Below are 26276 nucleotides of genomic sequence, written 5' to 3'. Positions count from 1 at the left end.
AGGCGCTTTGGCGACGCGAAAGGGACATGATGACCGCGGCTTTTCGAGCGCTTCTCGCGATCGTCCTTGTGATGATCCCGTCGGTCGGCTTCGCCGAGGATCAGTTCAAGGTCCTGGTGATCGCGACCCCCAGCAAATACCACTATGAATATATTCCGGTCGCGCGCGACAGTATCGAGCACCTCGCAAAGCTGCATGCGTTTCACATCGAGTGGACCAGCGACCCTGCGGTGTTCGATGGTGACCTCAGCCATTACGCGGCGGTGATGTTCCTCAATACCCCGGCGGAACAGCTGAGCGAGACGCAGCGTCGGCATTTCGAGGTGTATATGCGGGGTGGCGGCAACGCGATCGTCGTGCACCGCGCCGCGATCATCCCGAAGGCCGACTGGCCGTGGTACGAGAAACTGGTGGGTCGCAGTTTCGTCAATCATCCGATGCTGCAGACCGGCGTCGTCACCGTGGTCGACAAGGGCTTTCCGGCGACGTTCGGCGTGCCCGACCGCTGGATCTGGAGCGACGAGTTCTACGTCACGAGCAATCCGTTCGCGGTGGCCATCGACACGGTGCTGACGGTGGACGAGACGAGCTATGATCCGACCAGGATCTGGCCGGGTCAGGTGGCGAAGCCGATGGGGAAGGACCACCCCGAAGCCTGGCATCATCGGTATGAGAAGGGGCGGGTGTTCGTCACACTGCTCGGCCACGATGCGGAGGCGTACCGCGACGAGCGCTATCTCCAGCATCTGCTGGGCGGACTCTACTGGGCCGCGACGGGCCGGGGTCAGCGCCACTGAACCCCGGACGCCGCGCGGTCGATCCCGGCTGTCAGACGCCGCCGGACGACGTCTTGGCGATCTTGCCGCGGTGCATGACGAAATCGACGTGTTCGAGCCGCGTGACGTCCTGCAGCGGAGAGCCCGTCACCGCGATGATGTCCGCCGTCTTGCCGGGCGCCAGCATACCGATGTCGTCGCGACCGAGCAGGTCGGCGGCACCGACGGTGGCGGCGGCGATTGCCTGCGTTGGGGTTAGGCCGTTCTTCACCATCAGCGCGAACTCGGTCGCGTTGTCGCCGTGCTTCGACACGCCGGTATCGGTTCCGAACGCGACCTTCACGCCGGCCGCATAGGCGCGACGGTGGCTGTCGGCCATCGCGGCGGCTGCGGCTTCGGCCTTGACGATCGTCGCGGGTGGCAGCGCGCCGCCGCGGGCCTGCGCGAGCGCCGCGACGGGCGCGATCTCGGTCGGCACCAGATAGGCGCCCTTGGTCTTGAACAGCTTGATCGTATCCGCGTCGAGGAACGTCCCGTGCTCGATCGAATCGACGCCGGCCTCCAGCGCCGCACGCGTGCCCTCGGTCGCATGGCTATGCGCGGCGACCTTGCGACCGAGCGTATGCGCCGTCTCGATGATCGCGCGCATCTCCTCGGGCGTCATCGCACGGCCGAGCCCGCCGCTGACGTTCGAGAGCACGCCGCCGGTCGCGGCGAACTTGATGACGCGGGCGCCGAGCGCGACCTGCGCGCGCACCGCGCGGCGGCAGTCGTCGGGACCGTCGCAGAGGTTCACTTCCTTGGCATGCACCATGTCGGCGAATTCCTCGGCCAGCCCGTTGCCGCCGTCGCCGTGCCCGCCGGTCACCGAGATCATTTCGCCCGCGTTGGTGATGCTCGGTCCCTCGACCGTCCCGGCGTCGATCGCGTCGCGCAGCGCACGGATGCCGCGCGGATCGCCGCCGAGATCGCGGACCGAGGTGAAGCCTGCGTTCAGCGTCGTGCGCGCGTTGGCGACGGCAGTCATCTCGTCGTCGAACCGGTCGCGGTTCAGCGCCTCCAGACGCGCGCGCATCGGATCGCCGCCGATACCCCAGAGATGCACGTGCATGTCGACCAGCCCCGGCAGGACGAAGGCGTTGCGGAGATCAACCAGAGTCGCGCCTTGCTCCGGCGCCACGAAGCCGTCGCGCAACTCCGCCACCTTGCCGTCGCGAACGATGATCGTCGTGTTGCCGCGCGGCGCCTGACCGGGGCGATCGAGCAGCGTGCCGGCTTGGATATAAGTCGTGGTCGACGGCTTGGTCTGCGCCAATGCCGATACCGAGACGGTCGCCGCCAGCCCGATCAGAAATGCCTTGATCATCATTCTCTCCCCTTTGCCTACCATGCTCGTCCAACCAAGGGGCGCCTGCAAGTGGTCATTGCGGGAACGGCGAACGCGGATGGCGGAGCGGGCAAGTCCTGTCGGGTATCGAAGGTCCCTTGAAAGCGCGCGCCGAAATCGGCATCGCGTTCGCTATGTCTGCTCCCGTGAACATCCTGCATCTCCACTCGTCGTTCGATCTTGGCGGCAAGGAGGCGCGGGCGGTTCGGTTGATGAATGCGATCGGGGATCGCGCGAAGCATACCATCGTGTCGGGTATGCCCGATGCCTTGAAAGCACGGGACTCGATTGCGAAGGGCATCCGCTACGAGATCGCGCAGAATCCACCGCCGCTGACGGGCAAGCCTTCGGTCAAGCGCTACGAGGCGATCGCGCAGTATATGCGGCGGTTCGATCTGGTGTTGAGCTATAACTGGGGTGCGATAGATGGGGCGATGGCGCGGCGGGCGTTCGCCAAGGGCGCGCCGCCGCTCGTGCATCACGAAGACGGGTTCAACGCGGACGAGGCGGGCGGGCTCAAGATCGAGCGCAACATCTATCGGCGGCTCGCGCTGGGCGCGGCGCATGCGCTGGCAGTGCCCTCCGAGGTGCTCGAAGGCATCGCGCTGAAGACCTGGAAACAGCCGCGCGAGCGCGTCCACCGGATCGTCAACGGGATCGGCACGGCTTATTACGCGCAGAAGCCCGAGCCCAAGGCCATCCCCGGGTTCACGCGCAACGCCAAGGAAGTCGTGATCGGTGCGCTGGCGGGCTTGCGCGAGGTGAAGGACCTCACCGCGCTGGTCCGTGCGGTCGGCGGTGTATCCGGACGCGTGCGGCTGGTGATCATCGGGGAGGGCCCGGAGCGCGCGAACATCCTGCAAGCCGCCGCCGCGATGGGGATGGCGGACAAGCTGGTGCTGCCCGGATTTCTCGATCGCCCATACCGCTATATCGGCCATTTCGACATGCTGGCGGTGTCGTCGCGCAGCGAGCAGTTCCCGATCGCGGTGGTCGAGGCGATGGCCGCGGGCCTGCCGATCGCGAGCTATCCGGTCGGCGACATCACGCGGATGGTCGCGCCCGAGAATCTGCCGTTCGTGACCGAGATCGCAAACGAGGTTCGGTTGCGTGATGCGTTGCAGGCGCTGGTCGGCGATCCCGCCTTGCGCGCCTCGGTCGGGGCCGCGAACCAGGCCAAGGCGCGCGCGGAATTCGACGAAGCGGTTATGATCGCTCGCTATCGCGCGCTGTACGAAGGTGCCCTGAACCGTCCGGGCGCGCTAACCTAGGTCGTAATATTGCTCGCACGCTGCGTCCTTGCGATATAGGGGGCCGTATTTTCCGGGAGAGGTGACGTCGTGTTCAAGGGCCTGAAGCCTATCGTCTATAACGGTCGGGAAGTCTGGCCTCTGGTTGAGGGCGGCAAAGGCGTCGCCGCGACCAACCACGCGTCGGCCGGCGCCTGGGCTGCGGCCGGGGGTATCGGCACCGTGTCGGCGGTCAACGCGGACAGCTACGATCCCGACGGCAAGATCATCCCGCAGGTCTATGAAGCCCTGACGCGGCGTGCCCGTCACGAGGAACTGGTCGAATACGCCATCGAAGGCGCGGTCCAGCAGGTCGAGCGCGCCTACGAGATCGCCGACGGCAAGGGCGCGATCAACATCAACGTGCTGTGGGAAATGGGCGGCGCGCAGCGGATCCTGCACGGCGTGCTCGAACGCACGCGGGGCAAGGTCGCCGGAGTCACCTGCGGCGCGGGCATGCCGTACAAGCTGTCCGAGATCACCGCATCCTACGGCGTGAGCTACCTGCCGATCGTCAGCTCCGGCCGTGCCTTCCGCGCGCTGTGGAAGCGGGCGTATTCGAAGGCGGCCGAATGGCTTGCCGCGGTGGTGTACGAGGACCCGTGGCTCGCGGGCGGGCATAACGGCCTGTCGAACGCCGAGGACCCGTTGAAGCCGCAGGACCCGTATCCGCGCGTGAAGGAACTGCGCGACGTGATGCGCGAAGGCGGCATCAGCGACGACGTGCCGATCGTGATGGCCGGTGGCGTCTGGTATCTGCGCGACTGGAACGACTGGATCGACAATCCCGAGCTTGGCACGATCGCGTTTCAGTTCGGCACGCGGCCCTTGCTGACTCGCGAAAGCCCGATCCCCCAGGGGTGGAAGGACGCGCTGACGCAGATCGAGGAAGGCGACGTGCTGCTGCACAAGTTCTCGCCGACCGGCTTCTATTCGTCGGCGGTGCGCAATCCGTTCCTCCGCTCGCTCGAAGCACGCTCGGAGCGTCAGATCGCGTTCTCGACGCAGGAGGCGGGCGACCACATTTTCCAGCTCGACGTAGGCGTGAAGGGCAAGAACTTCTGGGTTACGCGCAACGACCTGCTGCGTGCACGGCAGTGGTTCGGCGAGGGCTACACCGATGCGCTCAAGACGCCGGACAACACGCTGGTGTTCGTCAGCCCGACCGAGAAGGGCATGATCCGCAAGGACCAGGCCGACTGCATGGGCTGCCTGTCGCAATGCTCGTTCTCGAGCTGGGCGGATACCGAGACCAACTCGACCGGACGCCTCGCCGACCCGCGCAGCTTCTGCATCCAGAAGACTTTGCAGGACATCGCGCATGGCGGCGATATCGACCAGAACCTGATGTTCGCAGGCCATGCCGCGTATAATTTCAAGAAGGATCCGTTCTATTCGAACGGCTTCGTGCCGAGCGTCGGGCAGCTGGTCGACCGGATTTTGACGGGGGATTGAGGCGGTAGATATCAGTGACTGAGCCGAACGCGTCTCAAGCGAAATTTTCCTCGTTTTCCTAAGCAGCCCCGTCACCCCAGCGAAAGCTGGGGTATCGTTTTGAGGTTTTAGTCGCCCGCCAAACGGGGAAACCCCTGCTTCCGCTGGGGTGATGGGGCTGGGGGCGGATGGACACACGGGAACCGCCCGAACCGCCCCGTGAACAACAGGAGCCGTAAATGACGCTACACGCCTGGTGGTTGTTCGTGGTCGCGGTGTTCCTTTTATGCGGAACGCCCGGACCCAACATGCTGCACGTCATGACACGCAGCATCGCCTTTGGCGCGCGGCGTAGCGTCGCGGCGATGGTGGGGTGCCTGACCGCGCTGGTGCTCGTGCTGGCGGCGTCCGCGGCGGGCGTATCCGCGCTGCTCGCGGCTTGGCCGAGAGTGTTCGACGCGCTGCGCTATGCCGGCGTCGCGTACCTCATATTCCTCGGCATCAAGGCGTGGCGCGGGGCGGGGGCTCCGATCGATGTCGGTGATGATACGTCGCCGGTGGCGCTCCCTCCTTCCGTGTCGGCGTGGCGCCTGTTCCGCGGCGGGTTCGTGATCGGGATCAGCAATCCGAAGCTGCTGTTGTTCGCCGCCGCGTTCCTACCGCAGTTCGTCGACCGCGCGTCACCGCAGGCGCCCCAGTTCGCGATACTCGTGGTGACCTTCGCGGTGGTCGAGAGCTTCTGGTACGGCATGTATGCAGCCGGTGGTCGAACGCTCGCGCGGTATCTTACGCGCCCGGCGTTGCGGCGCGCGTTCGACCGCGTGACGGGGGCGATCTTCGTCGGGTTCGGCCTAGCTTTGCTGCGCGTGCGAGCATAGCGGGGCACGCAGCGCCATTGCCGTTCGGGGCGATAGCGCGCATAGATGAGCCATCGGGGCGCTTCGTACGGGCAGGCTGCGACTGAGAGATGCTTTGCGCTCCCGCTCCGAGCCGGGAATGCCGCATGACGATCTATTCTGCCTTCGTGACCTCAGAGTCCGCATCGTGACGACGGGTACGGACACGGTCGTGCCGATCTCGCGCGCGGTCAATGTCAGCGTCGAACAGCCTCAGGTCGTGGCGATGTGCAAGAAGCATGGCGCGATCATCAGTGCGATCGAGACACTGCCATCGGGCGGAACACGCGTCGTGCTGATGAACAGCGCGGATGCGGCGAAGATCATCAAGGCGTTCGGGTCGAAGGTCCTGACCGGAACGGTAGCGCGAACCCACTGGATGCGCGCGGTTTAAGGGCGTTCGGTTTAACCCTCCCCCTGGCGGGGGAGGATCGTTCATGTTGCGGGGTAACGTATCAGTCGGCGACGGTGCCGACGACGGCGCCACCGGCACCACCAACGGCTGCACCCTTCTCGACGCTACCACCAGTCGCGGCGGCGACGCCTGCGCCACCGGCTGCACCGATGCCCGCGCCCTTGAGCGTCGAGCATGCGCTCATCGACACGGCGGATGCGACCAGCAGGGCGGAAACGGCAAACTTCTTCATCTTGGATACTCCTGTCTCTCCGGGGGTATCCAACAAATGCTGCATCGCGGCATCGGTTCCGAAATATTGATGCAGATCGTATCGGTGGGCTCAGATCCAGCCGTCGAGCACCTGATCCGGCGGGCGATGGCCATCCGCCCACATCCGGATATTCTGGATGACGCGCTCGCCTGACGCCATCCGCCCTTCGAGCGTCGCGGAGCCCATGTGCGGCAGCATCACGACGTTGGGCAGCGCGAGCAGCCGCGGATCGATCGCCGGCTCGTGCGCCCAGACGTCGAGACCTGCGCCCGCGAGCTTGCCCGCCTCCAGCGCGTCGACCAGCGCACCCTCGTCGACGATCCCGCCACGCGCGGCGTTGATGAGGTACACGTGCGGCTGCATCAGGCCGATCCGCCGGGCGTCGATCAGGTCGAGGCTGTCGGCGTTCAAGGGCGTGTGGATCGTGACGATGTCGACCGCCCCGAGCATGTCGTCGAGCGATGCATGGAAGGTGGCGGCGAGTTGCGCCTCGCGGACCGCGGGGAGGCGGGTGCGGTTATGATAATGGATCGTCAGCCCGAACGCGCGCGCCCTGAGCGCGACCGCCTGGCCGATCCGACCCATCCCGACGATCCCGAGCGCCTTGCCGCCGATCCGGTGGCCGAGCATCCCGCCCGGGCTCCAGCCGTTCCACTGCCCCGACCGCACCAGCTTCTCGCCTTCGGCCAGGCGCCGCGGGACCGACAGGATCAGCGCCATCGTCATGTCCGCGGTGTCCTCGGTGAGCACCCCCGGCGTATTGGTGACGATGATGCCGCGTGCGCGCGCCGCCTTCAGGTCGATATGGTTCACGCCCGCGCCGTAGTTGGCGATCAGCTTCAGCCGGTCGCCCGCACCGGCGATCAGCGCTGCGTCGATGTCGTCGGTCACGGTCGGCACGAACACGTCGCAATCGGCCATCGCCGCGGCGAGCTGGTCGCGGTCGAGCTTCACATCGGCGCGGTTGTTCTGCGTGTCGAACAGCGCCTCCATCCGGTCCATGAGCGTATCGGCCAGCTCGCGAGTGACGACGACCTTCGGGTTCGGACAGCGGCGTGTGTCGGTCATGCGGATGGCTTGGCGAAGCCGCTCGTGCCCGTCAACGTCCCGTCACCGTCGGGGCCGCAACTTCGGTTGAGGAAAGCGGTTCGTCGCGATAGGAGTTCGGTTCGCCAGTTAGGACATGACCATGCGCATTCTCGCCGCCGCGCTTTCCGTTTTCGTTGCCACCGCGCTGGTGCCCGACCCGGTGGCGGCTGCCGACGCGACGAAGCGCACGCTGCCCTATTACGCGTCGATCTCGGCATCGCGCGCGCGGATGCGGACCGGCCCTGCGCGGACCTATCCGGCGAGCTGGCTGTATCAGCGCCAGGATCTCCCCATCAAGGTGGTCGCGATCTACAAGGAATGGCGCAAGATCGCCGATCCGGACGGCACCGAAGGCTGGATGCAGGCGAACCTGCTGAGCGGCACGCGCACCGCGATCGTGCACGGCGCTGACCCCGTCGAACTTCGCGAGAAGCCCAATGCCGGCAGCCGCTTGCTGTGGCGAGCCGCTCCAGGCGTGGTCGGGCGGTTGAGCCAGTGCGGCAGTGGCTGGTGCCGCATGGACGTGAAGGGGCAGGCGGGGTTCGTGCAGATTGGCGGGCTGTGGGGCGTGGAAGCCGGCGAGATGCTGCCCTGAACTTGAACGCGGAGGTCGAGACTATGCGGATCGTTCGAGAGACGCTGGATAATCCCGATGTCGTCGCATTGATCGCGCTGCATCTCCGGGAGGCCTATGCGAACTCGCCGCCTGACAGCGTCTTCGCGCTCGACATGAGCGGTTTGCGCGATCCGGCGGTTACCCTGTGGTCGTGCTGGGACGACGATGTCCTCGCCGGGATCGGCGCGCTGAAGCAGCTCGATCCTGACCACGGCGAACTGAAGTCGATGCGGACGTCCCCCGATCGGCTCCGCCGCGGTGTCGGTCGCACGATGCTCGATCACCTGATCGCCGAGGCACGCTCGCGGGGCTATGGTCGCGTCAGTCTGGAGACCGGCAGCACCGCGGTCTATGCGCCGGCGCGGTCGCTCTATGAACAAGCAGGGTTCGTCGCCTGCGAGCCGTTCGGCACGTATGAGGACACGCCGTTCTCGCGCTATTACACGCTGAAGTTCTAGCCGCTGCCACCATACGCCGCGTGTTGACCTCGCTCAGTATCGGGCGGCGCGGAAGCGCATACACCGGTCCGATGGAAACACTCATCACGACGCTCAAATGGTCCGCCGCAGCATCCGGCGTCATCGCCGCGTTCATGGTGTCGCTCGACTTCGGGCGGCGCGTGACGGGGTGGGGGTTCGTGCTGTTCGTTGCCTCGTCGATCGCGTGGCTGAGCGGTGCGGCCTTGACCGGAGACTGGGCGCTGGGCACGCAGAACATCGTGTTGTTCGGGATCAACCTCCTCGGCGTGTATCGCTACCTGGTGCGGAAAACGGGTGTCTGAGGCTGCGTTCTGGGCGGTGCTGCTGGGGGTGCTCGGCGCGATCATCGGCAGCTTCGTCGCGGCGCTGGTGATGCGCTGGCCCGACGGGCGATCGGTGATGCAGGGGCGATCGGCGTGCGATGGCTGCGGGCGGACGCTCCGCGCGGTCGAGCTGGTACCGCTGGTGAGCGCGCTCGTCCTGCGCGGCCGGTGCAAAGGGTGCAGCGTTGCGATCAGTCCGGTTCATTGGCGGATCGAGTTGGCGGGGTTGGCGATCGGCTTGGCTGCGGGGCTCGTTGCGCCGGGACCGGTAGGCGTTGCAGGCGCGGTGTTCGGATGGCTGTTGCTGGCGTTGGCGAGCCTCGACCTCGTCGCATTCTGGCTGCCCGATCGACTGACGATCCTGCTGGCTGCGACCGGGCTCGTCGGCGCCGCGTTCGATATCGACCCGCCGCTGCCCGATCGATTGATCGGCGGGCTCGCCGGGTTCTGCACGCTGTGGCTGGTCGCGTTCGGCTACAGACGCATACGCGGACGCGACGGCATGGGGGGCGGCGATCCCAAGCTGTTCGGCGCGATCGGGCTGTGGCTCGGGTGGCAGATGTTGCCCGCCGTCCTGCTGATCGCGAGCATGATCGGACTCGGCGTCGTCCTCGCCGCACACATCAAGGGACGCAGCATGGCGGCGGATACTGCGCTTCCGTTCGGCGCGTTGCTGGCGATCGCGGCTTATCCTGCGTGGCTGTTCATGATAGGCCTGACGCCATGATATCGCTCGCTCTTATGCTCGCGCTGCAAGCGGCGACGCCGTCGGCTGCGGCCAATCCGGGGACGAATCCGGGTCCGGGTCCCCTCGGCGCGATCGGCACGCAGAAGCTCCCCGCCAAGGGATGCGCCGCGTATCTCTGGAGCATGGATGCCGGCCGGCAGCTCGTTGCGATGGCCACGGCCGACCCCGCGCAGGTCCGCTTAGCGATCGACGGCAAGACCAACGACTACGCGATGACGACGCAGTCGCCCACGATCGGTTTCGGCTTTGGCGGCGTCACGCAATACCGCGGCGGCGACGTGACCGCGACGCTCGACATGGCGGTCGCGGTGCGCGCCGACATCTCGGCGGGCGCTACTGTGACGTCCGCGACGCTACGGATCGACCGCCCCGGCCGCGATACCGTCGTCATGCCGGTCGGTGGCCTAATCGGCTGTGTCTGAGGTTAATTTTTGTGAAACCAAGCCGTCCTATGTGCGTTACGTGGACGAAGATGGGGGTGAATCGAGCACGATCGCTGCCTGTAAAGGGGATCGTGTGACAGCTTCTAACAGCCGGCATTATTGGCTCGCTCTGGCGTTGGTAGCGTCGACAACGGGATTCGCGGGCGTCGGTTCCGCGCAGTTGGTGAAGCCGGGCACCGCCCCGGCCAAGGGCCCCGACGCGCCCAAGCCAAGCGATCAGCCGCGGTCGAACGATCCGCGTTCCGACGCTCCGATCGTGCCGGACGCCGAGTTCGACGGCGCGTTGCCGCCGTTAAGCGGTGACCTGAATGCGCCGTTGGAGGCGATGGCGCCGCTGCCTGCTACGTCGACGCAAACACCCGCCCAGACACCGGCGATGCCTGCTACCGCGACGACCCCCGCCACGACGCTGGCCGGCGACGTCCTGCCGCCGACCGGCCCGAGCGATCCGCAACTCGCGCAACCGCTGACGCCGCTGTCGAGCTTCGACACGACCCCGCTCCAGACCGCGGCGGATATCAAGGACAAGGACGCGCCCGACATCCGCTACGAGACCGCGACCAAGGGTCTCGACAAGGCGGGCGACGGGCTCGAGGGTGAATACAAGGCGCTGTCCGCGCTCGCCGAGGGCAAGGGCAAGGCGGCGAACGCCACGCAGGTCGCAGCGCGTGCGCGTGAGGACGAGGCGCTGGCGGTGCGGCTGCTGAAGTCGCTCGGCTATTACGATGCGACCGCGATCTCGACGATCGAGACGATCCCCGACGCCGACCAGACCAAGCCCACGCGGCTGAAGGCGACCGTCAGCGCGCAACCCGGCCGGCTCTATTCGCTGTCGTCGATCACCGTGAAGGCGGACGCGACGACGCCCCCCGATCTCGTCCGTACGCAATTGCCGCTGAAGGTCGGCGATCCGATCGAGGCCGCGCGGATCCAGGGCGCGGAGGCGAATGTCAGCCTGACGCTGCCGCAGCAGGGTTATCCGTTCGTCAAGGTCGGCGAGCGCGATATCCTGCTCGACGATCAGACTCCGACCGGCGCGTACACGCTGCCCGTCGATACCGGCCCGCGCTCGTCGTTCGGGCAGCTTCGCACCGAGGGCGATCCGGTCTTCAACCTGGAGCATCTGAACCTGTTCCCGCGGTTCAAGTCGGGCGAACTCTACGACAACCGGATGACCGACGACCTGCGCGATGCGCTGGTCGCGACGTCGCTGTTCTCGACGGTGTCGGTCGAGCCGGTCCGCACCGGGACGATCAACCCCGACGGCACCGAGCAGGTCGACCTGCTGGTCCGCCAGAGCGAGGGCAAGCCGCGCTCGCTCGGCGGCAATGTCGGGTTCTCGACTGGGCAGGGCTTCCGCGCGGAGGGTACGTGGCAGCACCGCAACCTGTTTCCGTACGAGGGCGCGCTGATCGGATCGGTGATCGCCGGTACGCAGGAGCAGGGCGTGTCGGGCACGTTCCGCCGCGCCAACGCAGGCCGCCGCGATCGCACGTTCAGCCTGACCGCGGGCGCGAACCATTCGAATTACGACGCCTATGACGCGTTCACGACCAGCGTCGGCGTCCGCTGGAGCTACGATTCCACGCCGATCTGGCAGAAGCCGCTGACCTATTATTATGGTGGCGAACTCGTCGGCACGAACGAGAGCGTCTATGATTTCGGGCAGGGCAGGAACGTCCGCCGGACCTACGGTATCGTCGCGCTGCCGGGCCAGGTGAAGTTCGATCGCTCGGACAGCCTGCTCAATCCGACCAAGGGCTATCGCCTGACGCTCAACCTCAGCCCCGAGACCTCGGTCCAGGGCTCGGTCAAGCCGTACATCCGGACGATGATCGAGGGGACGTTCTACTACCCCGTCTCCAGCAGCATCGTCATCGCCGGCCGCGCCAAGGCCGGCTCTATCCAGGGCGTCTCCCGCGACGACCTCGCCCCATCGCGGCGCTATTACGGCGGCGGCGGCGGATCGGTGCGCGGCTATGGCTATCAGCGCCTCGGGCCGTTCGATCCCAACGGCGATCCGGTCGGCGGGCGCTCGCTCAACGAATTCGCGCTCGAGGCCCGCTACCGGTTTGGCGATTTCGGCATCGTGCCGTTCATCGACGCCGGCAACAGCTATGAGAGCAGCACCCCGAACCTGTCGTCCCTGCGCTACGGCGCGGGCATCGGCGGGCGCTTCTATACCAGCTTCGGCCCGATGCGTTTCGATGTCGCGACGCCGCTGAACCCACGCGAGGGCGACGGCAAGATCGCCCTCTATATCTCGATCGGGCAGGCATTCTGATGGCCGAAAACGGCACTCCACCTGTTGAACAGGGCCCTGCTGAGCGGGACCAGTTCGAGCAGACCGAAACGGTGATCGTAGAACGGCGCCCCCTGTGGCAGCGCATCCTGAAATGGCTGGCGATCCTCGTCGTCGGCCTCGTCGCGCTCGTCCTGATCGTGTTGTTCGGGATCAACACCGATCCGGGCAGGCGCCTCGTCGCCGACCAGATCGGCGGCTACACGACCGCATCGGGGCTGAACATCAAGGTCGGCCGGATCGACGGCTCGATCTACGGCGCGATGACGCTCAGCGACGTGCGCGTGTCCGATCCCAAGGGCGTGTTCCTGACCAGCCCGAAGCTTGCCGTCGACTGGCGTCCGTTCGCGTTCGCCAAGAACCATGTCGACGTGCGCTCGCTGACCACGCCGCTGGTCACGTTGCAGCGCCGCCCGGTGCTCAACGCGACGCCGACCGATCCGAACGCGCCGCTGCTCCCCGATCTCGACATCGACGTGAACCGACTCGTGATTGATCGCTTCCTGATCGCCAAGCCGGTCACCGGCCAGACGCATATCGTCAAGGTCGACGGCGCGGTGCACATCGCCGACAAGCGCGCGCAGCTGACCACCAACGCGACCGCGCTGACCGGCCCTGGCATCGCCGGTGGCGACCGCCTCGTGCTCAAGCTCGACGCGGTGCCCGAGCAGAACAAGCTCAACGTCAATTTGAAGCTGACCGCACCGGTCGGCGGCGTCGTGTCGACGATGGGGTCGTTCAAGGCACCGTTGACCGCGACCGTCGATGGTCGCGGCAGCTGGGCCTCGTGGCAGGGGCGCGCGGTCGCAACGCTCGGCAGCGGGCAACTCGCCAATCTCGGGCTGACCGCGAAGAACGGTCATATCGAAGTGCGCGGTTCGACGCGGCCCGGCCTGTATCTCGAAGGTCCGGTCGAGCGCCTGACCGCGCCGCAGCTCGACGTCGCGATCGACACCACGCTCAACGACCGCAAGGCCGATACGCGGATGACGCTGAAGTCGGACGCGCTCGCGGTCGACGCCGGTGGTCTGATCGATCTCGCCAACAGCCGTTTCGGCAATTTCGCGGTCAACGCGAAGCTGCTGACCCCGGGCGCAATCCTGCCGAACCTGCGCGGTCGTGATGTCACGGCACGCGTCGTCCTCGACGGCGCGTTCGCGACGCCGACGGTCGACTACAAGGTTCGCGCGGCAACGATCGCGTTCGGCGACATGGGCGTCGAGAACCTCTACGCCGAGGGTCTCGCACGCGTGAACTCGGACCGTATCCTCGTACCGATCAAGGCGCGCGCGCGTCGCGTGACGGGGCTCAATGCCGCCGTCGGCGGGCTCGCCACCAACGTCGCGATCGACGGCGACTTTGCGATCTCGGGCGTCAACGTCCTCTCGGACAACCTCAAGATTCGCTCGGACAAGATCGATGCGACCGCGGTGGTCGTCGCGAACATGGCGACCGGGCGCTACACCGGCGCGCTCAAGGGGCGGATCAACAATTACCGCGTCGACGGCATTGGCATCGTCAACCTGACGACCGACGCGAAACTGGTACCGGGGCCCAAGGGCGGCTTCGGGATCACCGGCCGCGTCGTCGCGCAGACCTCGCAGATCTTCAATGAGGGCGCGCGCAGCTTCCTCGGCGGCAACGCGATCGTCCGCTCGGACGTCGGCTACAGCCCCGAAGGCATCGTCACCTTCCGCAATCTCCAGATGAACGCGCCACAGTTCCGCGTGACCAGCGGCGAAGGCCGGTTCGATCCGGCCACCGGTGCCGTGCTGGTGAATGCCGACGCGTATTCGACCGCGTACGGCCCCTTGTCCGCCCGCGTCACGGGCAGCGCGACGGCCCCCGTCGTCGTCCTGCGTGCACCGCGTCCGGGTGTCGGCGTCGGGCTCGTCAACCTCAACGCGCGGATCGTTGGCCGTGGCGGCGCCTATGCCGTCACCGCGAGCGGCGGCACCAACTACGGCCCATTCACTGCCGACGTGCTGGTCAAGCCGGGCGCGCAACTCGCGGTCGACGTCCGCCGCGTGGTGTTCGCCGGGATCGTCGGCAGCGGCCGAATCGTCCAGACTGCGGCCGGTCCGTTCGTGGGCGCGCTCCAGTTCGCCGGGCAGGGCCTGTCAGGCAACGTCCGCCTTGCCAATCAGGGCGGCTACCAGCGCGCCGATGTCGCGGCCCGTGCGAACGGCGCTAAGATCCCCGGCATGGTCGACTTCACGATCGGCCGCGCGATCGTCAACGCCACCGCGGTCATGACGCCGACACCGCAGATCGTCGCCGACGCGCAGGTCGCGGACATGCGCTATGGTGCGATCGTACTCTCCGCGGCACGTGCGAAGGTGAACTATGTCGGTGGCAACGGCACTGCGCAGGCGCTGCTGACCGGCTCGAACGGCGTCCCGTTCCGCCTCGCCGTCAACGCCAAGCTCAGCCCCAACAACTACCTCGTAGCCGCACAGGGCCAAGCCAACGGCATCGACTTCCGCACCGTCAACCCGGCGCGCGTCCAGGCGGTGAAGGGCGAATATCGCCTGTCGCCGACCCGGATCGACTTCGGTGGCGCAGGCGGTGGCTCCGCGCGCCTGGCGGGCAGCTACGGCCGCGGCACAAACGCACAGGTCCGGCTCGATCGCCTTGACCTGTCGACATTGTCGGCTCTGGTCCCGAACCTCGGGATCGGTGGCAAGGCGACCGGCAGCCTCGACTTCTCGCAGGCGAACTCGGCCGCACTGCCGACCGCGGACGCTCGCGTGACCGTCACCAACTTCACGCGCTCGGGTCTTGCAGCAGTCTCCGATCCCGTCGACATCGTGTTCGCCGGGACGCTCGGCGGCGAGGGCGCGACCGGTCGTGCGCTGGTGCGTCGCGGGACGTCGGTCATCGGCCGCATGGTCGCCAACCTGCGGCCGCTGCCGGCGGGCAACGGTTCGTGGAGCACGCGCCTGATGGCCGCGCCGCTGTCGGGTGGGATCCGCTATAACGGCCCGTCCGCGGTACTGTTCAGCTTTGCCGCGATCCCGAACCAGCAATTGTCGGGGCCGATCGCGGTCGCCGCGGACTTCTCCGGGCGGCTGGCCGCGCCGCAGCTGAACGGCGTCGTCCGCGCTGATAACCTGACCTATGACAACGAGACCTATGGCACGCGCCTGTCGCAGATGCGGATCGCTGGGCGGTTCTCGAACACCGATCTGCAACTGACGCAGCTGACCGCGAAGGCCGGCGACGGCACCGTGCAGGCACAGGGCACGATCGGGTTCGCGGCGGATAGCGGCTTCCCGATCGACATCCGCGCGACGCTGAACAATGCGCAGCTCGCCAAGAGCGACGCGATCAGCGCGACCACGACGGGCACGGTCCACCTCACCAACGGACGCAATGGTGGCCTGATCCAGGGCGATCTCCAGATCCCCGAGGCGCGCTACCAGATCATTCGCCAGGGCCAAGCCGAGGTTCCGGAACTGACCGGCGTGCGTCGCAAGAGCGACATCCGGACACCGGTCTCGACCGATCGCTCGGACGTGCCTGCGATCGGCAAGTTCAAGCTCGACCTCCGCGTCCGTGCGCCGAACCAGCTGTTCGTCTCGGGCATGGGCCTCGAATCCGAGTGGGAGATGGACATGCACATCGGCGGCACCTCCGCCGCACCGATCGTCACCGGCGGCATGGACGTGGTCCGCGGCACCTATTCGTTCTCGGGCAAGCGGTTCGAGGTGAACAAGGGCCAGATCCGCTTCCGTGGCGGCGCGCTGACCGATCCCGATATCAACATCCAGGCGACCACGACCACCAGCGACATCACCGTCGTCATCAACGTCACCGGGACCGGCCAGAAGCCGCAGATCGCGTTCACGTCGACCCCGGTACTGCCGCAGGACGAGGTGCTCAGCCGCCTGTTGTTCGGGTCGAGCCCGGCCAACCTTTCGGCGACCGAGGCGATCCAGCTGGCGTCCGCGCTGAACTCGTTGCGTGGGTCGGGCGGCGGTGGTCTGAACCCGCTCGGCAAGCTGCGCTCGGCAACCGGGTTCGACCGGTTGCGCGTGCTCGGCGCCGACCAGGCGACCGGGCGTGGCACCAGCCTTGCTGCGGGCAAGTACATCACGAAGAACATCTATGTGGAGATCGTGACCGACGCGAAGGGCTTTACCTCGACGCAGCTCGAGATCGCGCTGACCAAGGCGCTAAGCCTGCTGTCCGCCGCGGGATCGAGCGGCGGGCAGAGCGCGAGCGTGAAATATACGAAGGACTATTGAGTAAAGATCACAACTGGATAGGTTCGGTTATGAAACCTACGGCGTAACGCCGGGGCGTGAGGATGCAGCATGACCGAACATGTCGACGTGATCGTAGTGGGCGCCGGCATTTCCGGGATCGGCACCGGCTACCACCTCCAGACGCGCTGCCCCGACCGGACCTACATGATCCTCGAGGGGCGGCAGTCGATGGGCGGGACGTGGGACCTGTTCCGTTATCCCGGCATCCGCTCCGACTCGGACATGCACACGCTGGGATTCGTCTTCCACCCCTGGACGGCGGCCAAATCGATCGCCGACGGCCCCTCGATCCGCGCCTATGTCGAGGAAACGGCGCAGGCGTACGGCATCGACCGCAAGATCCGCTACGGCCATCACGTGAAGTCCGCGGCATGGTCGACCGAGGATGCGCGCTGGACCGTCGAAGCAACCGGCCCCGACGGCCCGGTAACGTTGACCTGCAACTTCCTCTCGATGTGCGCGGGCTATTACAATTACGCCAAGGCCTATTCGCCCGAGTTCGAGGGCGCGAAGAGCTTTGCTGGGCAGATCGTCCACCCGCAATTCTGGCCGGAGGACCTCGACTATAGCGGCAAGCGAGTCGTCGTGATCGGCAGCGGCGCAACTGCAGTGACCTTGGTGCCGACGATGGCGAAGACCGCCGCACACGTGACGATGCTCCAGCGCTCGCCGACCTACATCGTCGCGCGTCCCGGCGAGGACGGTGTGGCGAACTGGCTGCGTGGCAAGCTGCCGGCAAAGGCTGCGTACGGCATCACGCGGTGGAAGAACGTGCTGATGGGCATGTTCTTCTACCGGATGGCGCGGAAGAAGCCTGCGGTCGTGAAGGAGCGGATGATCGGCATGGTGCGCGATCACCTCGGTCCCGATTACGACGTCGCGACGCACTTCACCCCGCGCTACAACCCGTGGGACCAGCGCGTCTGCTTGGTGCCCGACGGTGACCTGTTCACCGCGATCAACGCCGGCACCGCCTCGATCGTCACCGACACGATCACGCGAATCATGCCCGGGGGCATCCACCTCGATTCGGGCAAGGACCTGGCCGCCGACGTGATCGTCACCGCAACGGGCCTCGAACTGCAATTGATGAGCGGAGTCGCGTTCAGCCTCGACGGCAAGCCGATCGAACTCGCCGGGCGGCTCCAGTACAAGGGCATGATGTTCGACGGCGTGCCCAACCTGTCCTCGACCTTCGGCTACACCAACGCGTCGTGGACGCTGAAGGCGGACCTGACCGCGATCTACATGTGCCGGTTGCTCAACACGATGAAGAAGCGCGGATTGCGCGAGGCGACGCCGCATAATGACGACCCGACGATGAAGAGCGAATCGTTCCTCGACTTCACCTCCGGCTACGTGCAGCGCGCCGCGGCTGCGCTGCCAACTCAAGGTGAGCGCAAGCCCTGGAAGTTGAACCAGAATTACGCGTTGGATATCCTGGCGCTCAAGTTCGGATCGATCGACGACGCCATGCGGTTGTCGAACCCCGTGCGTCTTGAAACTCGACATCCGGTGGGGGCAGGCTGACCTAGCGGCAGCGTCTCAACATTATCGCTTAAGCGGTTCGAGATCTACGTCGACTGAAAATCTATTGTCGGCCGCAGCGCGACGACTTCCATGATCACGAGAGTGAAACGTCATCAAAATCTTATCTTAAGACTTTCCGTCTAACATAGATTAATAGGGAAGGAGAGGCCTAGTACATCGAGCGGCTTGTCGGGAGTGACCGCTCTAAATTTCAGACATTACTGACGATCAGCAATGCCATCATCCCTGAAGTGTCGGCCCGACTACCGAAACCCGCTCTTATTCAGCGGATTAGCGATCTTCGGGCCGACGAAACACATTCACCAGGGGCGAATGCCTTCGTAGATGAACGAGATGATGAGCTTCAGCATTTTTATGCTCCCTTATTGACACCCTATTGGGCGCCTCCACTTCATATCGGTTAACAGGTCATTAAACAATATCGTTTGTAATCCGTTAACCATCTTCGCGCGTGCTCGTGAATTACGCACTTAAGGGTATGTTTATGCGTTGCGGGTACCTCGGTACGCATGAGGGAAATATCGCACGCGCAGTTCGAGCATGGCACGGCACGGGGTGGTCGGGGACCGATCGACCCGGGTTCGCTTACGGCGTCGTCGCGCGATGCTATTTCCCAATTGTCTCAAACGGGCTGGCGCTTTTTGATTCTCGCGGAGATCGCCAATTTCGGCGTTCTGCGACGTCATCTCGGCCGACCAAGAGTGGATTCGCTGATCGTCGATGTGGCTGCGCGCATCAGCGAAGCGCTGCCTGATGCCAGGGTCGTGATAGCAGGCCGCGATGTCGCCGAAGTGGCTTTCGAATGTGAGGCACGGCTGGCATTGGACGTGTCGATCGCTGCGTTGGAAGTGGCGTTCGAACGGGCGTTCGATATCGACGGCGAATCGCATACGATTCAGATCCGCCTCGGTGGTGCCGCAGCGGCAGGGCATCGCGACGAAGTTCATCTGATCGAGGAGGCTGAATTCGCGCTGTCCGAGGCGCGGACCGAGCGTTCGCCGATCGCGCGGGACGCGACGGGCAATACTGCCGCGATCGATCGCGCCGAACTTGCGGAAGATCTGACGAAGGCGATCGAGAGAGAGGAACTGTTCCTCCAGTATCAGCCGAAGGTTCACCTTCGGCGCCAGGAGATTACCAGCGTCGAGGCGCTGGTTCGGTGGAACCATCCGACGCGCGGACTGGTGTTGCCCGGCGATTTCATTCCGCTGGCCGAGGAATCGCGGGATATCGTCGCGCTGACGCTCTGGACCATTCGGCAGTCGATCAAGGATCAGAAGACGCTCGCCGACCATGGCCACGACCTGCGGATATTCATCAACATCGCAGGCGTCCTGCTGGCCGATACGTGCTTCGTCCGCCGCGCCTGCGCGTTGGTCGAGGCCAGCGGCGCGCGTCTTGGGTTCGAGATTACCGAGACATCGGTCATCCGCGATCCAGACAGTGCGATCGCCAATCTGAAGGTCTTCGCCGAGATCGGCATCGTCATCGCTATCGACGATTACGGCGCCGGGTTGTCATCGCTCGCGTATCTCAAGCAATTGCCTGCACGCGAGTTGAAGATCGACAAGCTGTTCGTGACGCAATTGACGAGCTCGAACCGCGACCCGCTGATCGTACGATCGACGATCGATCTCGCTCATGCACTCGAGATGGAAGTGGTCGCCGAGGGGGTGGAAACTCAGGCGGCGATGGCGCTGCTGTCCGTGATGGGGTGCGATATGATCCAGGGCTTCCTCATCAGCCGCCCGATCAACCTCGATGCGCTCATCCACTTCATGGAAGACGGAAAGTATCAAGCCATGGCCGCGGACCTGCGGGCACCGTTCAGTCGGTTGGCGACCGTCTGGAAGCGTGGCTGACGCGGATGCGTATCCGAGTTGCATTGGAGGCCGCCGTCGTGCTGTTGCTCGCGGTCGCGCTGGTGCCATCAGTTGCAGCAGCGCAGTCTGAGGATACCGCGGCGGGCAATTTCGAAACCACGGTAGCCGACGCAAACGCTACCATGCTGATCGATCCAGCGAAGGCGCTGACCAAGGCGATCGTCGCGGAGCGATACGGTGCGCAAATCCCGGAACGTCGGTCCCGCGGTGTCGCTGTTGCCAGAGCACAGTGGTTGCAGGGCGAAGCCTATCTTCGAACGAACCATCCCGACAAAGCAAGCGGGCCGATTCGGCAAGCGATCGAAGCGGTTGCGCGTCTTCAACCCAGGTCGAAGCTGCATGCGGATCTGCTGATATCGCTTGGCTGGGTCGATAGCTATGAGGGGAGGGTCGGTAACGCCTTGGTCGACTACCAACGCGCGTTCGGGATCTATCGTGCGTTGAACGATCCCCGCGGCCAAGCTCGAACATTGGTGTTCATCGCACTGCTCTACACTCAGGCGAAAGATCCCGAGAACGCCGAAAAATACTATCTTCAGGCGCTCGATATCTACGAGTCCGACATCAATCTATCGGTTTCGATTTATAACAATCGTGCCTTGGTTCTAGCCGAAGCGGCAAAATATCCACAGGCCGAAGCGCAACTGAAGACCGCGCTCGAGTTGGCGAAAAAGCTCGGCAGCAGAAATCTGCTCGAACAAATTTACATGAACCTTGCACGCGTTCAGCTCGACATGGGCAATCTGGCACTCGCCGACAGGGCGATTGCGCAGGGGCGCGCCGTGGCCGATCCGGCAGATGAGAGTCTGTTTGGACGCTTGATGGCTACTGCGGCGCAATCGGCGTTGCAGCACGGTGACTTGGATCGCGCCAAGCGTTTGATTGCGGAAGCACTGGTCGGCGTAGACCCAAAAGTCACCGGCATCTCGTATCGAGACTTTCACCAGACCGCCTACAACATCTTCGTGGCAACCGGTGATACCAAGTTGGCGCTCGTGCATCTCCAGGCACTGAAGAGACTTGACGATGATGCGACAAAGCTTGCTACGAGTACCAAGACCGCGCTGATGGCGGCGCGGTTCGACTTTGCGAACCAAGAACTTAAGATTAGTAAACTCAAGGCGACCGAACTTCAGCGCAGCATCGCCTTCGAGCGGGCGCGTGCGCAGACCGAGCGGTATGTCTTTATCGGCGCGGCCTTGGCGGTCGCCGTCGTCATCGGGCTCCTGGCGATCGGCCTTTTCACGATCCGCCGCAGTCGCGATCAGGTTCGCGCCGCAAACGACGATCTGGCGGTGACGAATGGTGCTCTGGGGAAGGCTCTCGCCGCCAAGACGGAGTTCCTGGCGACCACCAGCCACGAAATCCGGACGCCGTTGAACGGAATCCTCGGCATGACCCAGGTGATGCTCGCCGATCCGAAACTCTCGCCGGACATGCGTGACCGGATTGGCGTGGTCTACGGGGCTGGCGTAACGATGCGCGCGCTGGTCAACGACATCCTCGACGTCGCCAAGATGGAGACGGGCAACCTGACGATCGAGGCGGTGCCGTTCGACATCTGCGCAACGGTGACCGACGCAACGCGGATGTGGGAGGAGCAGGCGCGCGCCAAGGGCTTGTCGTTCGTGGTCGATCTCGGGGGCTGTCCTGCGATGATCGTCGGCGATGCCGTCCGGGTGCGCCAGATCGTCTTCAACCTCCTTTCCAATGCGCTCAAGTTCACCAAGTCAGGAAAGGTCGCTCTGACGATCGATGTCGGCGAGGACGACCAGCTGAGGGTCGCCGTGTCCGACTCGGGCATCGGCATCGCGGCGGAGAAGTACGAAGAAATATTCGAATCGTTTCGCCAGGCGGATGCCGGCACGACCCGGCAGTTCGGGGGAACCGGTCTCGGCCTTTCGATCTGCCGCAATCTCGCACGCGCGATGGGCGGCGACGTGTCCGTGACCAGCGTCATGGGGGAAGGCGCGACGTTTACGCTCGTCCTGCCACTGGTTCGCGCCGAGCCGACGGCCGAGTTCGCCGTCGCGGCCGATACCTGCCCGGCCACGCTCGTCGTCGACCATAATCCTATCACACGAAGCATGTTCAAGGCGTTGCTGGCGCCGCACGGAAGTCCGGTGGTCTTCGCAACCTCGGTCGACGAGGCGGTCGCGCGTCTCGCTGCCGGTGGCGTGGCGCGTGTCCTGATCGACGATGCGACGGTTCGGGTCGGTGGATCGCCGCATGCGGGGTTGTCGAGAGTCGCTCAGGCCGCCGATGCTACGGGTGCGGAGACGACGTTGCTCTGGCCGGTGGCTGCCGAGCCGGAACGCGAGGAGCTGATCGCGACAGGTGTCACGCGTGTCGTCGCCAAGCCGGTCAGCGGCGGTGCGCTGATCGACGCGATGTTCGCAAGGTCAGTTTCAATAAACAACGTAATTCCCGACCTTGTGCCCCGTGCTGCATGACGCGTAGATGCAGCACCATGACGACCATCTTCTCCCTGCTCGTTGATTTGATACGGACGCGGTCGTGAACGTCCTGTTCATCGAGGATGACCGGATGAATCGGCGGGTTGTCAAAGACATGCTCGATGTCGCAGGCGCCACGATGGTCGAAGCCGAGAGCGCGGAGCGCGGCCTGGAGATCATCGACGAGCAGGAGTTCGCGATCATACTCGTCGATCTTCGCATGCCCGGCATGGATGGCATCACCGCAATCGAGCATATTCGCGCACGGGGCGATGCCAAGGGCCGGGTCCCTATCATCGTCGTGACGGCGGATATCGCGCCCGATTTGCGGACGCGCTGTTTGGCGGCGGGCGCGGACGACGTGATCTTCAAGCCCGTCGCGATGGATGCGCTGTTCGAGGCGATGGGTACGGTTCTCGCGCGCGACGTCGAGGGCGAAGGCATGATCGGCTAGGCTGTCGCGCCCGGTTTGCGCCCCAGGGCGTCGCCGAGCGATGCGGTCGCGCTGCCGCGCCGCGCCGGTTTCGGCTGGGACGGATCTGGCGACCAGCCCGTCAGGAAGGCGATCTGGAATTTCTCATGCGTCCGGCCGCGATCGTCTGCGGCCTCTGCAAAGGCGGCGATCGTCCTTGCGACGGTGCCCGACACCAAAGGCTGGCGCTGGGCGAGCACGTTGCTGGCCGCCATCCCGCGCAGATCGCCGAACAGCCGGCCGAGATCGCGATAGCCGACGTCGAGCGTCTCGACATCGGCAACGGACAACGCGAACCCTGCACGCATCAGAAGGTCGCCCGCCGATCGCACGTCGATCTGTGGATGCAGCCGCGCGGCGGGGCGATCGCTCTCGGCCACCCGCAGCGCGCTCCGGAGTGCGGGCAAGCTGCCTGCGCCGACGAACGCGCCGAGGAACAAGCCGTCGGGACGCAGGACCCGGCGGATCAGGGACAGCGCGCCGGGAAGGTCGTTGACCTGATCGAGAACGCCCGCGCTCACCACCAGATCGAACGAGGCGTCCGCAAACGGCAGGCGATCTTCATCGGCCTGTACGCCGGCGGACCGCGCGGCAAATGCGAACCCAGCGTCGCAGCGGGCTATTCGCGCACCCGGCGCGGCGGCGAACGCGCCGTCGAAACAGCCGAGATCGAGGATGTCGGTGAAATCGCGCGTGACCGCATCGAGCCGTTCGGCAATGCCGTCCAACATCGTCGCGCGCAGGAAATCATGCTCGGCATAGTGAGGCGCGGCGCGGTCGCGACGCAGGCGACGCACGGTGCGATCGAAGATTTCGGGAGCGGTTTCGGACACGGTCGCGCTTGTGACGCGGTCTCGCTTCCACGACAAGGTCCGTGTGGCAACCCAAAGGGGGAAGAGGCGGCGTGAGGATACTCGAACCGTTTCGTCTCATCGCCGCGATCGCCCTGCCGCCACGGTGTCCGGGATGCGGCGTGCCCGTCGCCGAGGATCACCGGTTCTGCGCGCCATGCTGGACGAGCCTCCGGTTCCTGGGCCCACCCTGGTGTGCCGGGTGCAACCGGCCGTTCGCGTTCGATCGCGGATTGGAGGCGCTGTGCGCACTCTGTCTCGTCGCCCCGCCGCGTCATGCCGGAGTCCTTGCCGCCGTCGCCTACGGCCCCGTCGCGCGCGATCTGGCGCTGCGCCTGAAAGACGGTGGTCGGATCGCGTTTGCCGAGACGATGGCGCGGCAGATGCGGCGATTGCTGCCGGCCGAGATCGACCTGCTGATACCCGTGCCGCTGCATCGCTGGCGGCTCTGGTCGCGCGGCTTCAACCAGGCGGCGCTGATTGCGGATGCCGTCGCCGAACTGTCGGGTGTCGCGCATGATCGCGAGGTCCTGGTCCGCAGCCGACGCACCATGCCGCTGCGCGGACTTGGCGGGAAGCAGCGTAGCAAGGCGGTCGCGGGCGCGTTCGTTGCCTCGGACAAGGCGCGCATACGCGGCAGGACGATCGCGCTGGTCGACGACGTCTACACCAGTGGCGCGACTGCCGATGCGTGCACGCGCGTGCTGCTCAACGCAGGCGCGCGGTCCGTCGTCATATTGTGCTGGGCACGCGTTCTTTCGTCCGCCGCCGACGATTGACAAGCGCAGGGTGAGATCACATTTCCGCCTCATGGCTAAAGTCGAAATCTACACCAAGGCGTTCTGTCCGTATTGCACGCGCGCGCTGAAGCTCCTCGCATCGAAGGGGGTCGAGCCCGAGCAGTTCGACGTCACGATGGGTGGCCCGAAAAAGGCCGAGATGGTCGAGCGGTCGGGCGGTCGCATGACCATGCCGCAGGTCTTCATCGACGGGAAGCATATCGGCGGATCGGACGATCTGGCCGCGCTCGACGCGAAGGGCGGCCTCGACGCACTCCTCGCCTGATGGCGAAGATCGGCGTCCTCCAGATGACGAGCGGGATCGATCCCGCCGTCAACGCCGCGACGCTGGTCGAAGCGATCCGTGACGCAGGAAAGGCCGACGCGTCGGTCCTGTTCACGCCTGAAATGTCTGGGCTGATCGATCGCGATCGGTCTCGTGGCGCATCTTGCATCGTCGCCGAGGATTCGGACCCGGTACTCGCCGCCGTGCGTGCCGCGGCCGCCGAAGCCGGGATCTGGGTTCACCTGGGCTCGCTTGCCGTGCGGCGGCTTGACGGCAAGTTTGCCAATCGCGGGTTCGTCATCGATGCGGCCGGGACCATCCGCGCGCGCTATGACAAGATCCATCTGTTCGACGTCGATCTCCCGACCGGCGAAAGCTGGCGTGAGTCCGCCGCCTACGCCGGTGGCGACGCGGCGATCGTCGTCGATACGCCGGCGGGACGCCTCGGTCCGTCGATCTGCTACGATGTGCGGTTCGCGGACCTTTATCGTGCGCTCAGCGATGCAGGCGCGACGATCCTCTCGGTTCCGGCTGCCTTCACGCGTCCGACTGGCGCCGCGCATTGGCATGTCCTGCTGCGCGCGCGGGCGATCGAGGCGGGCGCATACGTCGTCGCAGCCGCGCAGACGGGCATTCATGCGGACGGACGCGAGACCTATGGCCATTCGCTGGTCGTCGATCCGTGGGGCGACGTGATCCTCGACATGGGCGAGACGGCCGGGCTGGCCTTCGCCGAGATCGATCCCGCTCGCGTCGAGCAGGTCCGTTCGCGCATTCCGGTGATCGCCCATCGTCGCTCGATCCCCGTCGTCACGACCCTATCGTGATCGTCTTCGACCTCAAATGCGGCGGCGGGCACGTGTTCGAGGCGTGGTTCGGATCTAGCGACGCGTATGAAAGCCAGCGCAAGGCAGGGCAGGTGCAATGCCCGGTCTGCAACGATGGCGATGTGTCCAAGGCGGTCATGGCGCCCGCAATTCCGTCGAAGAGCAACTCGAAGCCCTCTCCGCCGAGCCCGGAGGCGCTGAAGGCTGCGATGAAGACGCTTGCCGCGCGCCAGGCAAAAGCGCTCGAATCGTCGGAATGGGTCGGCTCTGCCTTCGCCGACCGTGCGCGCGCGATGCATCTCGGCGAGGAGAAGCAGGCCACGATCCACGGTCAGGCCAGTCTCGCCGAAGCGAAGGCATTGGTCGACGAGGGCGTGCCGGTCGCGCCGCTGCCGCTACCCGTCGTTCCGCCCGAAAAGACCAACTGAGCCACTTTCAGGCCCGATTTCC

General features: G+C 65.4%; 24 protein-coding genes. 20 read left to right on the top strand and 4 right to left on the bottom strand.

The window, feature by feature from the left end; all coding sequences use genetic code 11:
- The first annotated feature begins 29 nt into the window (after window positions 1-29).
- Window positions 30-797, top strand: a complete 768-nt coding sequence (locus C8J45_RS12985) for a ThuA domain-containing protein (protein WP_107963716.1) — start codon at window positions 30-32, stop codon at window positions 795-797.
- Between the two features lie 31 nt (window positions 798-828).
- Here the strand turns inward: C8J45_RS12985 and C8J45_RS12980 are convergent, their stop codons facing one another.
- Entirely contained in the window at window positions 829-2142 is a 1314-nt protein-coding gene (locus C8J45_RS12980; protein WP_107963715.1) for an amidohydrolase family protein, read from the bottom strand.
- A 155-nt stretch (window positions 2143-2297) separates the two neighbouring features.
- On the opposite strand from C8J45_RS12980, the gene C8J45_RS12975 reads away from it, so the two are divergent.
- The 4 genes from C8J45_RS12975 (at window position 2298) to C8J45_RS12960 (ending at window position 6176) form a co-directional block, all read left to right on the top strand.
- Entirely contained in the window at window positions 2298-3434 is a 1137-nt protein-coding gene (locus C8J45_RS12975; RefSeq protein ID WP_107963714.1) for a glycosyltransferase, read from the top strand.
- 69 nt (window positions 3435-3503) lie between these two features.
- Window positions 3504-4907, top strand: a complete 1404-nt coding sequence (locus tag C8J45_RS12970) for a nitronate monooxygenase family protein (RefSeq protein WP_107963591.1) — start codon at window positions 3504-3506, stop codon at window positions 4905-4907.
- 218 nt (window positions 4908-5125) lie between these two features.
- Entirely contained in the window at window positions 5126-5764 is a 639-nt protein-coding gene (locus tag C8J45_RS12965; protein WP_107963590.1) for a LysE family translocator, read from the top strand.
- A gap of 166 nt (window positions 5765-5930) precedes the next feature.
- A complete protein-coding gene (locus tag C8J45_RS12960) occupies window positions 5931-6176 on the top strand; it encodes a hypothetical protein (protein WP_132833271.1) in 246 nt (81 codons plus the stop codon).
- A 61-nt stretch (window positions 6177-6237) separates the two neighbouring features.
- Here C8J45_RS12960 and C8J45_RS12955 read toward each other — a convergent pair whose 3' ends face one another.
- Together C8J45_RS12955 and C8J45_RS12950 are read right to left on the bottom strand one after the other, a co-directional pair.
- On the bottom strand, window positions 6238-6429 hold the full coding sequence (locus tag C8J45_RS12955; RefSeq protein WP_093399163.1) for a hypothetical protein: 192 nt from the start codon (window positions 6427-6429) through the stop codon (window positions 6238-6240).
- A 90-nt stretch (window positions 6430-6519) separates the two neighbouring features.
- Window positions 6520-7518, bottom strand: coding sequence for a D-glycerate dehydrogenase (locus C8J45_RS12950; protein WP_107963589.1), 999 nt, complete (start codon window positions 7516-7518; stop codon window positions 6520-6522).
- 115 nt (window positions 7519-7633) lie between these two features.
- On the opposite strand from C8J45_RS12950, the gene C8J45_RS12945 reads away from it, so the two are divergent.
- From C8J45_RS12945 to C8J45_RS12895, 11 genes are all read left to right on the top strand, one after another.
- Window positions 7634-8134, top strand: coding sequence for an SH3 domain-containing protein (locus tag C8J45_RS12945; protein WP_107963588.1), 501 nt, complete (start codon window positions 7634-7636; stop codon window positions 8132-8134).
- A gap of 23 nt (window positions 8135-8157) precedes the next feature.
- Complete coding sequence (locus tag C8J45_RS12940; protein WP_107963587.1) at window positions 8158-8613, top strand: GNAT family N-acetyltransferase; 456 nt, start codon at window positions 8158-8160, stop codon at window positions 8611-8613.
- 71 nt (window positions 8614-8684) lie between these two features.
- Window positions 8685-8936, top strand: coding sequence for a hypothetical protein (locus C8J45_RS12935; protein ID WP_107963586.1), 252 nt, complete (start codon window positions 8685-8687; stop codon window positions 8934-8936).
- Window positions 8929-9684, top strand: coding sequence for an A24 family peptidase (locus tag C8J45_RS12930; RefSeq protein WP_258191445.1), 756 nt, complete (start codon window positions 8929-8931; stop codon window positions 9682-9684). Before C8J45_RS12935 ends, C8J45_RS12930 begins: the two co-directional genes overlap by 8 nt.
- Window positions 9681-10127 carry a hypothetical protein gene (locus C8J45_RS12925; RefSeq protein ID WP_107963585.1) on the top strand — a complete coding sequence of 149 codons (447 nt, stop codon included), beginning with the start codon at window positions 9681-9683 and terminating at the stop codon, window positions 10125-10127. The genes C8J45_RS12930 and C8J45_RS12925 overlap by 4 nt, the downstream gene beginning before the upstream one ends.
- A 94-nt stretch (window positions 10128-10221) precedes the next feature.
- The gene (locus tag C8J45_RS12920) at window positions 10222-12432 is read left to right on the top strand and encodes an autotransporter assembly complex family protein (protein ID WP_258191444.1); all 2211 of its coding nucleotides are present in this window, start codon (window positions 10222-10224) and stop codon (window positions 12430-12432) included.
- Complete coding sequence (locus tag C8J45_RS12915; protein ID WP_107963584.1) at window positions 12432-16700, top strand: translocation/assembly module TamB domain-containing protein; 4269 nt, start codon at window positions 12432-12434, stop codon at window positions 16698-16700. Before C8J45_RS12920 ends, C8J45_RS12915 begins: the two co-directional genes overlap by 1 nt.
- A gap of 69 nt (window positions 16701-16769) precedes the next feature.
- Window positions 16770-18251 carry an NAD(P)/FAD-dependent oxidoreductase gene (locus C8J45_RS12910; protein ID WP_107963583.1) on the top strand — a complete coding sequence of 494 codons (1482 nt, stop codon included), beginning with the start codon at window positions 16770-16772 and terminating at the stop codon, window positions 18249-18251.
- 530 nt (window positions 18252-18781) lie between these two features.
- Entirely contained in the window at window positions 18782-20134 is a 1353-nt protein-coding gene (locus C8J45_RS12905; protein WP_107963582.1) for an EAL domain-containing protein, read from the top strand.
- Window positions 20135-20139: 5 nt separating this feature from the next.
- Entirely contained in the window at window positions 20140-22608 is a 2469-nt protein-coding gene (locus tag C8J45_RS12900) for an ATP-binding protein (RefSeq protein ID WP_107963581.1), read from the top strand.
- 64 nt (window positions 22609-22672) lie between these two features.
- Complete coding sequence (locus tag C8J45_RS12895) at window positions 22673-23065, top strand: response regulator (protein WP_107963580.1); 393 nt, start codon at window positions 22673-22675, stop codon at window positions 23063-23065.
- Here C8J45_RS12895 and C8J45_RS12890 read toward each other — a convergent pair.
- Window positions 23062-23952 (bottom strand): class I SAM-dependent methyltransferase, encoded by an 891-nt coding sequence (locus C8J45_RS12890; RefSeq protein WP_374956446.1) that lies wholly within the window; start codon window positions 23950-23952, stop codon window positions 23062-23064. The two genes, C8J45_RS12895 and C8J45_RS12890, sit on opposite strands and share 4 nt — an antisense overlap.
- A 35-nt stretch (window positions 23953-23987) precedes the next feature.
- Here C8J45_RS12890 and C8J45_RS12885 point away from each other — a divergent pair, with 35 nt between their 5' ends.
- Genes C8J45_RS12885 through C8J45_RS12870 form a run of 4 tightly spaced genes read left to right on the top strand, consistent with a single transcriptional unit; the run spans window position 23988 to window position 26254 of the window.
- Window positions 23988-24713 carry a ComF family protein gene (locus tag C8J45_RS12885; RefSeq protein WP_374956445.1) on the top strand — a complete coding sequence of 242 codons (726 nt, stop codon included), beginning with the start codon at window positions 23988-23990 and terminating at the stop codon, window positions 24711-24713.
- Between the two features lie 31 nt (window positions 24714-24744).
- Window positions 24745-24999 carry a glutaredoxin 3 gene (gene grxC / locus C8J45_RS12880; RefSeq protein ID WP_056063132.1) on the top strand — a complete coding sequence of 85 codons (255 nt, stop codon included), beginning with the start codon at window positions 24745-24747 and terminating at the stop codon, window positions 24997-24999.
- Complete coding sequence (locus tag C8J45_RS12875) at window positions 24999-25826, top strand: carbon-nitrogen hydrolase family protein (protein ID WP_107963579.1); 828 nt, start codon at window positions 24999-25001, stop codon at window positions 25824-25826. Before grxC ends, C8J45_RS12875 begins: the two co-directional genes overlap by 1 nt.
- The gene (locus tag C8J45_RS12870; RefSeq protein ID WP_107963578.1) at window positions 25823-26254 is read left to right on the top strand and encodes a DUF1178 family protein; all 432 of its coding nucleotides are present in this window, start codon (window positions 25823-25825) and stop codon (window positions 26252-26254) included. The genes C8J45_RS12875 and C8J45_RS12870 overlap by 4 nt, the downstream gene beginning before the upstream one ends.
- Window positions 26255-26276 lie beyond the last annotated feature (22 nt).

This window comes from Sphingomonas sp. PP-CE-3G-477 (assembly GCF_003050745.1).
Classification (GTDB): Bacteria; Pseudomonadota; Alphaproteobacteria; order Sphingomonadales; family Sphingomonadaceae; genus Sphingomonas.
Note: the sequence above shows the minus strand (reverse complement) of the source record. Positions and strands in the feature narration are given on the sequence as shown.